Here is a 9,580-nt window from a genome sequence, read left to right as displayed (position 1 = left end):
AGCCAGGGCGTGCGTTTCGATAATTTATCGGCGCGCTTGATAGCCGCTTATCCGCAGCACTTCATCCCGGTGGGAAACGGCGGGCAAGCACCGGCCACGACAGAGGCGCCCGACGAATTTCTCGATGCGCAGCAAGCCGCTGCCCGCGACAAGAAAATCATGCTGCTCGGGGAATTCGAGTTCCGCCACTATCCTTCACCGCGCCAGGCAAAGAACAGCAGTACGGACAGGGACGTCACCATCGCCATCGACAGCCCGCTGGGGCATCGCCTGTTCAGCATCAGCGAACAAACCGGCATGCTGTTCCAGATCCACTATGAAGTAGAAGACTCACTCCTTGCGCCGCTGGAAAAAATGCTGCAACAGTATCCCAAGGCCAGGGTCATGTGGTGCCACCTCGCGCAAATACGCTATATCGAACGCACTTCCATCTACACGCCGGCCTACGTCGACTCTCTGCTCAAGCGATTTCCCAATCTGTATTTCGACACTGCGTTCGGCGACGCTGCCTCAATATACCCATTGAGCAACCAGCGGCACGCCCGCATATGGACTACCTTCGGCGGCATCAAGGATGAGTGGCGCGACCTGATCGTCGCCCATCCGCGCCGTTTTCTGTCCGCACTGGATCTGGGACAGGACAGGCTGCACCGCCTGGCCGAATACGATCAACGACACAGGGCTTTCCTGCAGCGCCTACCGGCAGAAACACGGCATGACATCGCCTACCGTAGTGCATGGTTGCTGCTGTTCGGCGAAGAATTTGCGTAAGCAGCCGCATGGCGCTAGCGATGCGCGCCGCAAAAACAAAAAGCGGTGCGCAATAATTTGCACACCGCTCTGGAAAAAGATGAAGTAAGCCGATAGGCCGGATTCTGTTACGGCGCATGAGCAAGCCCATGCGCTATGACAACCATTCCTCTAGGCCGTGAATTACTCCACGGCTCAAGCTTTCTACCCGCACGCTCCGCGAGCAACGTCAACGCGTGCCTATTTGAAATTGCTCCAGGTGGAGGTTACCGCGTTTCACCGTAACTTAATACGCTCGTCTCTGTGGCCCTATTCCTCGCCTCACGGCGGACGGCCATTAACCGTCACCCTGCTCTATGGAGTCCGGACCTTCCTCCCGCCATCACCGAAATGACAGCCAGCGGTTGTCTTGGCTTACTTCAGCCGCCATTGTAGTCCACTGCGCAGCGGGAAGTTTGAATAATGTCTTATCATGTCGGCTAAGCCATGGCGCCTATACATCAGGCCCGCGCCCTCATTCCCCGCATACCAACCAAACTCTCTGCATGAAACTGTATGAAACGCTGGCCGCCGATATTGCGCAATCCATACAGGATGGCGTATTGCAGCTCGGCGACCGCCTGCCTTCAGTGCGCCACGCCAGCGCCAGCCGCGGCCTCAGTCCATCCACCGTGTTCCAGGCTTATTACCTGCTGGAAGCGCGCGGCTTGATACGCGCGCGCGAACGCTCTGGCTATTACGTCATCGGCGACGCGCGCAAATTACCGCCGGAACCGGAACAATCATCGCAACCGGACGAGGATACTGCGCCGCTCGATATCAGCGAACGCGTGTTTGAAGTGCTGGAATCGGCCCGGATGCGCGATGTAGTGCCGCTGGGCTCGGCCTTCCCCAGCCCCCTGCTGTTCCCACTGGCCAGGCTGGCGAAAGTGATGGCAGCCAGCGTCCAGCAGCTCGATCCGTGGAGCATAGTCGACGACATGACGCCGGGCAATCCGCAACTGCGGCGGCAAATCGCCTTGCGCTACCTGGCCGATGGCTTGCACGTGCAAGCCGATGAAATCGTCATCACCAATGGTGCGCTGGATGCACTCAATCTTTGCCTGATGGCAGTCACGCGCCCGGGCGATGCGGTGCTGGTTGAGTCGCCTACTTTTTATGCAGCACTGCAATCGCTGGAGCGCAGCGGCTTGCGCGCCATCGAAGTGCCGACACATCCGCGCGAAGGCATGGACCTAGCGGCACTGGCCCGCAAGCTGGAACGCTATCAACCCAAGGCATGCTGGCTGATGACGAATTTCCAGAATCCGCTGGGCAGCCTGATGCCGGATGAAAAGAAACGCGATCTGGTAGAACTGCTGGCCAGGTACGACGTGCCGCTGATAGAAGACGACGTCTATGGCGAACTGTATTTCGGCGACAAACGACCGACGCCGGCCAAGGCTTTCGACACCAAAGGCCTGGTCATGCACTGCTCGTCTTTTTCCAAATGCCTGGCGCCCGGCTATCGCGTCGGCTGGGCAGTGCCGGGCCGCTACACGCGCGCCGTCGCGCGGCATAAACTGACCACCACGCTAGCTGCCTCGGCGCCAGCGCAAGCCGCACTCGCCGCCTATCTGGAGAAAGGCGGCTACGACAGGCACCTACGTCATTTGCGCCATACGCTGTCGGTGCAGCAGACGCAATTCATGGAAGCCATCGCGCGCCACTTCCCGCCCGGCACGCAGGCGACGCGGCCCAAAGGCGGTTATTTCATGTGGGTGGAATTGCCGGAAAATGTCAACGCGCTGATCTTGCACAGGCAGGCACTGGCGCACGGCATCAGCATTGCACCGGGACCGATTTTTTCTGCGCACCAGGGCTTTAACAATTGCATACGCCTCAATTACGGCCATGCCTGGGATGCGCGCACGGAAGCAGCACTGGCCACGCTGGGCCGGTTGGTGCATGCGCTGAGTCTGGCTATTTGATCAAGCGATCTTGCTTTTTTAAACATCACAATCCCGTCAAAAGACCGATATTTCAAACTGCTATGGTTTTTTATCCCGCTTCTGCTGCTGGATTATGCGGGCGGCGGCGCTTACCCTTGCAGTATCATGTCGTAGCTATGCAAGAAACAAGCTGTCAGGTGCCAAATCGCCGCTTGCGCATCCTGTTTTGTCAGTCATGCCTTGTTATTTTTGTCGCAACAGTTACCTCAACGCTGCACCGCGTTGCTCCAGAGACCTATTAAATGAGTGAGTTTTTCACCATGCGCAGCACTGCTTATACGCTAGCCACATCCCTACTTGTCACCTGCCTTGCATTCGGCAGCAGCATCGCCGCCAGCGCCGACAAGGGCAAAGTTCCCGATACCATCGCGCAGCGCGTCGCCGCCTGCGTCGTCTGCCACGGCAAGGAAGGCCGCGCCGGCAGCGATGGTTACTATCCGCGCATCGCCGGCAAGCCGTCTGGCTATCTGTACAACCAGTTAATCAATTTCCGTGACGGCAAGCGCACCTATCCGGTCATGACTTCGATGCTGGAAAACATGTCGGATGCGTATCTGCGCGAGATTGCCCAGTATTTCTCCGAGCAGCACCCACCTTATCCAGCACCGCAAGCTACGCAATCGAATCCGGCCGAACTGGAACGCGGTCGCATACTGGTGCACGAGGGCGACAAGGCCAAGGGCGTCCCGGCCTGTATCGCCTGCCACAGCGCAAAAATGACAGGCATGGCGCCGGCGATACCCGGCCTGGTCGGCTTGCCGCGCGATTATCTGCTGGGACAGATAGGTGCGTGGAAAATCGGCACGCGCCAGGCTGCCGCGCCCGATTGTATGGCAGAGATAGTCAAGAAAATGAGTGGTGCCGATATCAGCGCCGCTACCGCCTGGTTATCCGAGCAGCGCGTGCCGGCCGATGCAACGCCGGCGCCGGCAAGCAAAACCAAACTCCCTCTGGACTGCGGCAATCTCGCACCGTAAATAGCAAAGAAGCAAATCCATGAAACGTAAATACCTGTGGCGCGCCTGCGCGCTGTTACTGACACTCCTTGCCATCGCCATCCTCTGGCTCGTCATGGCAAACCGCAATCCCGATCTCGACCAGGCATCGGTGCCGCCAGCTAGTGCTGCCGCACAACTCGTCCAGGGCGCATACCTGGCGCGCGTGGGAAATTGCATGAGCTGCCACACTGCACGCGGCGGTAAATCCTATGCGGGCGGACGTGTCGTGCCTACGCCATTCGGCAATATCTACACATCCAACCTGACCCCGGATGCAGAAACCGGCATAGGCAAATGGAGCAATGCGGATTTCTGGCAGGCGATGCACGACGGCAAATCGAAAGATGGCAGCCTGCTGTATCCGGCCTTCCCATACACGAACTACACCCGGGTCACGCGTGCCGATAGCGATGCGATCTTCGCCTTTCTGCAAACACTGCCTGCCGTCGCGCAAAAGAATATCGAGCCTGAATTGCGCTTCCCGTACAACAACCGCTTCCTGCTCTATGCATGGCGCGCGCTGTATTTCCGCCCCGGCCAGTATGTGAATGACGACAAGCAATCGGTCGAATGGAATCGCGGCGCCTACCTGGCACAAGGCCTGGGTCATTGCAGCGCCTGCCACTCGCCGCGCGACTCTTTCGGCGGCACCGATCTGAAAGCCGAACTCGGTGGCGGCATGATCCCGGTGCTGAACTGGTATGCACCGCCGTTGAATGGCGACAAGGACAGCAGCCTCGGCAACTGGGAAGTCGAACATCTGGCCGCCTTGCTGAAAACCGGCGTCGCGCCTGGCCGTTCGGTCAGCGGCCCGATGGCGGAAGTCGTCGCCGGCAGTTTGCAACACATGCGCAATGACGATGTGACTGCGCTGGCAGGCTATCTGAAATCCCTGCCGCAACAAATCGCCGCACCGGTCGCCGCCGCAGAAAGCCTGCGCGAAGATGACAAGAAGGCGGTGATAGATGCCGGCGCCAAGCTGTATGAAAATCAATGTGCCAGCTGCCACCAGGCATCCGGTACCGGCGTGCCGTCAGTGTATCCGGCACTGGCCGGCAGCCGCGCCATCACCACCCCGGTGGCGACAAATGCGATACGCATGGTCTTGCACGGCGGCTATGCGCCTAGCACCAGCGGCAATCCGCGCCCATACGGGATGCCGCCATTTGGCCAATCACTGACGGATGAAGAAGTAGCGGCCGTGATCACCTATGTACGCAATGCATGGGGCAATCAAGGCACGGCGATTTCACCTGTCGATGTAAATCAATATCGCTCACGCCACTGAAAATGAATAATCGTCCTGCCGACAGGCATAAAAACAAAACGCTGGCGACGCTGCTGGCGGTCGCGCTCGGCGGTCCCGGCACGCATCGCTTCTACCTGTACGGTGTGCGGGACTTCTGGGCTTGGATTTACGTGTGCGCGTTTGCCTTGTTTGTCTGCGCAATCGTGCTCGCGCAAGCGCCGCATCCACTCGCCATCAGCCTGCTGGCATTGTTCCCGCTTTCCATCTTCGCCGGATGGATAGAGGGATTGATCATCGGTTTGACGCCGGATGACAAATGGGATGCGCAACACAATGCCGGATCGCAGCGGCTATCTGCGTCCGGTTGGCCGGTGGTGACCTTGCTGGTGCTGACTTTCGCTGGCGGCTTTACCGCAGTGATACTCAGCATGGCGCGCGCGACCGATCTGTTCCTGACCGGCGGCGCTTACGGTTGAGCGATTATTGTGGGCGACGGCCCGGCACTAGAAATAACCCAGCAGCTTGAGCGCCAGCGGCAGCAGCAAGGCAGTCAAAATACCCGACAAGCCCATCGCCAGGCCCGCAAAGGCACCCATTTCCTCGCTGACCTGAAACGCGCGCGCCGTGCCCACCCCGTGTGCAGTCGCACCCAGTGCAAATCCGCGCGTCAGGTCATCTTCTATCTTCATCGCCTTGAAAACATAATGCGCGACCCCGGCGCCGAATATGCCGGTCAGCATCACCATCACCGCCGTCAGTGTCGGCAAGCCGCCGATTTTTTCAGTAATGCCCATTGCGATCGGGATCGTCACCGACTTCGGCGCCATCGACAGTATCGTCAATGGCGATGCACCCAGCGCCCAGGCGACGCACATCGCACACGCGATCGCGGCCGCGCCACCGATCAGCGCACCGGCCAGCAAGGCGAACCAGTTGCACTTCAATTTTTCTATCTGCTGATACAGGGGGATGGCAAGCGCAACCGTCACCGGCCCCAGCAGGAAATGAACAAACTGCGCACCATCGAAATAGGTTTTATACGGCGTGCCGGTGAGATACAAAACCAGCACCAGCAGCGCGACTGAAATCGCAACCGGATTGGCCAGCGGGCTGCGGCCGCTTCTTTCGTAAATCACGGTTGCGGTGCGATAGGCGAGCAAGGTCGCCGTCAGCCACAACAGCGGCGAGCCGGCCAGGTAGACCCACACCGTATTCAGGTTAGGCATCATTTTCTGCCCCGGCTTTTGAGCTTGTTGACCACGAAAGCGGTGACCACGATGGACACCACGGTACTGACGACCAGCGCAACCGCAATCGGCAGCCATTCATCCGCTATCCGGTGCATGTGCACGCTGATGCCGACACCGGCCGGCACAAACAGCAGGGCCATGTGCGCCAGCAATTGCGAGGTCGTCGGCGCCAGCTGTGCCGCCACATTCTTTTTCCAGATCAGATAAGCCAGCAGTAAAAGCATGCCGATGACGGGACCGGGAACCGGCAACGCCAGCAGATAAACCAGGCCTTCGCCCATGGTCTGGAAGATGAGCAGCGTGAGCAGTGTGTTGAGCATGGAAGCGACAGCAAGGGTCTAAGGGCATGCCTGGCGACACGGTAAAAAAAGCCCGGCAATGAGCGTGCTGACAAATATACCAACTTTGCCATCTTGCGTATCGTATCAGTCGCCGGGAAAAATGCCGACGCAGATCAGATGAAAATTTTTCAGCGATCGCCACTGCGGCATGAAACTGAAAAAATCCACACCGCCCATCTTTCTGTTGTACCGGAATTACTGCATCCCGGCCATCGCGCATACCTGGCGCGTAATCGCGCCATCGACTGCTGCCAGTTCATTGAGGATGGTGAAGTGATTGTGTTGCGGCAGCGGGCACACCTTGCCGGGCAAATTGCGGCGCGCCTCGCCAAATTGTTCAGACTGTCTTTGCAGCTCGGGCAATTCACCCGTACCGTAAGTGATCGTGAGCGGTCTTGCGCTCAAGGGCAGATGCAGCGGGCTGAGCGAAGTTTCTTCTTCATCGTTCAAGCGCAATTTATCGTTCAAATAGGAAAGCCGTATCGGCTCCAGATCGTAAATGCCGCTGATCGCGACGCCGCCGATCACGCCCGGCTCATCGATACACAAGGCGGTCAAGTGGCCGCCGGCCGACCAGCCGGAGACGATCATGCGTTCCGGGTCGCCGCCAAATTCTGCAGCATTGTTTTTCAGCCACGCAATCGATGCCCGCACTTCAGCGACGATCTCGGTCAGCGATGCATCCGGCGCCAGCGTATAGCCGACCAGCGCCACATGGATGCCATGCGCGAGCGGACCTGCGGCGAGAAAACTGAAGCTTTCCTTGGCGCGCATTTGCCAGTAACCGCCGTGTATGAAAATCAGCAAGGGGCCAGGCTGGCTGGCGGCAAAATAATCGATGCGCTGACGCGATGCCGGTCCATAACGCAAGTCCAGATGTTCGCCATGCGCCGCCCGCAAGGCGGCGCTGCGCTGCTCGAAATCCTGCAGCAAGGCGCTGCTGTTGCTGACCGCCGTCGTGTTGTTGTAGCCGGCGTCTAGTGCCGCCTGATCCATGCCGCGATAGATGGCCGTCATGCCGCCACCTTGCTCGAGACATGGCTGCTCAGATACTGCGTGATATCGCGCCGCACCTGGTTGAATTCTATCGCCGTGATATCGCGCGGGCGCGCCAGTTCCAGCTTGATGTCTTCCTCAATGCGGCCCGGGCCGGCAGTCATCACCACTACACGATCCGACAGCATCACGGCTTCTTCGACCGCATGCGTGACGAACACCACGGTGACTTTGGTGCGGGCCCAGATTTCCAGCAAATCCTGTTGCAGCTTTTCACGCGTCAACGCATCGAGCGCGCCGAAAGGTTCATCCATCAGCAAGACTTCGCAATCGTTGGCCAGCACGCGGGCAATCGCGACGCGCTGCTTCATGCCGCCGGACAGCTGGCCCGGATAATAGTCGGCAAACTTGGTCAGTCCCACCATGTCGGTGTAATAAGCCGATATCTCATTGAGCTTGGCCTTGGGCAGATTGCGATGGCGCTGGCCGAAGCCTATGTTTTCCTTCACCGTCAGCCACGGGAACAAGCCGTAATCTTGGAACACCATGCCGCGCTCCGGGCTGGGCCCGACAATAGGCATGCCATACATGTTAACCACGCCCGACGATGCGGTTTCAAAACCGGCCATGATGCGCAACAGCGTCGACTTGCCGCAACCGGACGCGCCTATCAGGCAGACGAACTCGCCCTTCGTGATCGTCAGGTTGACTTCGCGCAACGCCTGCACGGTTTGCCCGCCCATCGCAAAAACCTTGCTGACGCCCTTGATTTCTATAGCCGGCAAGGGACGGCGTTCGGCATAAGTATCAGACATGATGTTGCGGGCTCCATTTGAGTAAGCGGTTATTGATGGCGACCAGCACACGGTCAGTGGCATAACCGACGATGCCGATCACGACCATGCCGGCGATCACCAGATCGGTACGCGACAGCATGCGGCCATCCATGATCACGGCGCCCAGGCCTTCCGGCACGCCGGTCATCTCACCCACCACGATCAATATCCACGCAAAACCGTGACCGAGGCGCAAGCCGTTCAGGATGGACGGTATGGCTGCCGGCAACACCACCTGGCGAAACAGCGATGAGCCGGAGCATCCCAGCATCAACGCTGCTTCAAACAAGCGGTTGTCGACCGCTTTCACGCCGAAAATCGTATTGAAGACGATCGGATAAAATGCCCCGAGGAACACCAGGAAAATCGCCGCATTGGGGCCGATGCCGAAGAAGATCATCGACAGCGGCAACCATGCCGTCACTGGCACCGGACGCAGCAGTTGCAGGGTAGGATCGAGCAAATCGCGGATCAGCTTGATGCGGCCGATCAGCAAGCCGAGCGGGATGCCGACCAGCGCGGCGGCGAAGAAACCGCCGTAGACGCGCGTGACCGATTTCCACAAATGCAGCGGCAGCGTTTCACTGAAGGCATCATCATAGATACCGCCGAATGCGAAGTCATACAGCATCAACCCGACTTCTTTCGGCAACGGGATCAGCTGCGTCCCCGACACCTTCACACCTGCATGCCATCCCAGCAAGAGCAGCAGCGGCACGATCAAAGGCGTCAGCCAGGACTTGATGCGCAGCCAACTCCCCGGCCTGGCCATTTTCATCGGTAACTCGACGGTGCTATCCACAATAATTCCTTCCAGATGTAGCGTTTAAAACCCTGCTTATTTTCCTTGCGGGTTGAAGCTGGCATTGATGAACGTGCCGTAGTCAGGCAACTGGCGGATCTGCTTCTTGTCCAGCATTTGCGAACCGTAATACTGCGCACGCTTGCTCCAGTCGGCATCGATCTTCCAGGTCAGCTCTACATTCGGCGCCGCCAGTTCAGCCGTCTTCGCCGGCAAGCCGAGTTTTTGTACCGACATGTCGACGAACGCAGCGCGGTTGGCCATTGCATACTCAGTCGCCTGGCGATGGATCTTCAGGAAGACCCTGATCAGTTCCGCCTTGTCCTTGATATTGTCGGCGTGGGTAGTCATCACCATGTTGACGGTG

10 protein-coding genes, 1 other RNA gene and 1 pseudogene are annotated in these 9,580 nt (G+C 58.7%); 5 read left to right on the top strand and 7 right to left on the bottom strand.

Annotated elements, in window-relative coordinates:
- On the top strand, window positions 1–771 hold a 771-nt coding region (locus tag Q7T06_RS02640), incomplete at its 5' end, for an amidohydrolase (protein WP_304779691.1).
- Window positions 772–848: 77 nt separating this feature from the next.
- Here Q7T06_RS02640 and rnpB read toward each other — a convergent pair.
- Window positions 849–1,171: RNase P RNA component class A (gene rnpB, locus Q7T06_RS02635), an RNA gene on the bottom strand.
- Between the two features lie 124 nt (window positions 1,172–1,295).
- Between rnpB and Q7T06_RS02630 the strand changes: the two genes are divergently transcribed.
- From Q7T06_RS02630 to Q7T06_RS02615, 4 genes are all read left to right on the top strand, one after another.
- Entirely contained in the window at window positions 1,296–2,720 is a 1,425-nt protein-coding gene (locus Q7T06_RS02630) for a PLP-dependent aminotransferase family protein (RefSeq protein ID WP_304779688.1), read from the top strand.
- A 263-nt stretch (window positions 2,721–2,983) separates the two neighbouring features.
- Window positions 2,984–3,718: a c-type cytochrome gene (locus Q7T06_RS02625; RefSeq protein WP_304779685.1), complete on the top strand. Its 735-nt coding sequence runs from the start codon at window positions 2,984–2,986 to the stop codon at window positions 3,716–3,718.
- Window positions 3,719–3,737: 19 nt separating this feature from the next.
- Window positions 3,738–5,027 (top strand): cytochrome c, encoded by a 1,290-nt coding sequence (locus Q7T06_RS02620; RefSeq protein ID WP_304779682.1) that lies wholly within the window; start codon window positions 3,738–3,740, stop codon window positions 5,025–5,027.
- 2 nt (window positions 5,028–5,029) lie between these two features.
- Window positions 5,030–5,464 carry an NINE protein gene (locus tag Q7T06_RS02615; RefSeq protein WP_304779679.1) on the top strand — a complete coding sequence of 145 codons (435 nt, stop codon included), beginning with the start codon at window positions 5,030–5,032 and terminating at the stop codon, window positions 5,462–5,464.
- A 27-nt stretch (window positions 5,465–5,491) separates the two neighbouring features.
- Here the strand turns inward: Q7T06_RS02615 and Q7T06_RS02610 are convergent, their stop codons facing one another.
- The 6 genes and pseudogenes from Q7T06_RS02610 to Q7T06_RS02585 all read right to left on the bottom strand — a co-directional run.
- On the bottom strand, window positions 5,492–6,217 hold the full coding sequence (locus Q7T06_RS02610; RefSeq protein ID WP_304779676.1) for an LrgB family protein: 726 nt from the start codon (window positions 6,215–6,217) through the stop codon (window positions 5,492–5,494).
- Complete coding sequence (locus Q7T06_RS02605; protein WP_304779674.1) at window positions 6,214–6,558, bottom strand: CidA/LrgA family protein; 345 nt, start codon at window positions 6,556–6,558, stop codon at window positions 6,214–6,216. The genes Q7T06_RS02610 and Q7T06_RS02605 overlap by 4 nt, the downstream gene beginning before the upstream one ends.
- Window positions 6,559–6,774: 216 nt before the next feature.
- Entirely contained in the window at window positions 6,775–7,596 is an 822-nt protein-coding gene (locus tag Q7T06_RS02600) for an alpha/beta hydrolase (RefSeq protein WP_304779670.1), read from the bottom strand.
- Entirely contained in the window at window positions 7,593–8,390 is a 798-nt protein-coding gene (locus Q7T06_RS02595) for an ABC transporter ATP-binding protein (RefSeq protein ID WP_304779667.1), read from the bottom strand. Before Q7T06_RS02595 ends, Q7T06_RS02600 begins: the two co-directional genes overlap by 4 nt.
- On the bottom strand, window positions 8,383–9,213 hold the full coding sequence (locus Q7T06_RS02590; RefSeq protein WP_304779663.1) for an ABC transporter permease: 831 nt from the start codon (window positions 9,211–9,213) through the stop codon (window positions 8,383–8,385). Before Q7T06_RS02590 ends, Q7T06_RS02595 begins: the two co-directional genes overlap by 8 nt.
- A 36-nt stretch (window positions 9,214–9,249) precedes the next feature.
- Window positions 9,250–9,580: pseudogene (locus tag Q7T06_RS02585) on the bottom strand (ABC transporter substrate-binding protein); the annotation flags it as partial.

It is taken from the genome of Herminiimonas sp. (genome assembly GCF_030645555.1).
GTDB lineage: Bacteria > Pseudomonadota > Gammaproteobacteria > Burkholderiales > Burkholderiaceae_D > Oxalicibacterium.
The sequence above is the reverse complement of the archived record's forward strand: the minus strand, read 5'-3'. Positions and strand labels throughout refer to the sequence as shown.

Excerpts from the sequence above, each read along its gene's own strand:
- Q7T06_RS02630 (WP_304779688.1), top strand. The coding sequence starts at position 1,296 with ATGAAACTGTATGAAACGCTGGCCGCCGATATTGCGCAATCCATACAG.
- Q7T06_RS02625 (WP_304779685.1), top strand. The coding sequence starts at position 2,984 with ATGAGTGAGTTTTTCACCATGCGCAGCACTGCTTATACGCTAGCCACA.
- Q7T06_RS02620 (WP_304779682.1), top strand. The coding sequence starts at position 3,738 with ATGAAACGTAAATACCTGTGGCGCGCCTGCGCGCTGTTACTGACACTC.
- Q7T06_RS02615 (WP_304779679.1), top strand. The coding sequence starts at position 5,030 with ATGAATAATCGTCCTGCCGACAGGCATAAAAACAAAACGCTGGCGACG.
- Q7T06_RS02610 (WP_304779676.1), bottom strand. The coding sequence starts at position 6,217 with ATGATGCCTAACCTGAATACGGTGTGGGTCTACCTGGCCGGCTCGCCG.
- Q7T06_RS02605 (WP_304779674.1), bottom strand. The coding sequence starts at position 6,558 with ATGCTCAACACACTGCTCACGCTGCTCATCTTCCAGACCATGGGCGAA.
- Q7T06_RS02600 (WP_304779670.1), bottom strand. The coding sequence starts at position 7,596 with ATGACGGCCATCTATCGCGGCATGGATCAGGCGGCACTAGACGCCGGC.
- Q7T06_RS02595 (WP_304779667.1), bottom strand. The coding sequence starts at position 8,390 with ATGTCTGATACTTATGCCGAACGCCGTCCCTTGCCGGCTATAGAAATC.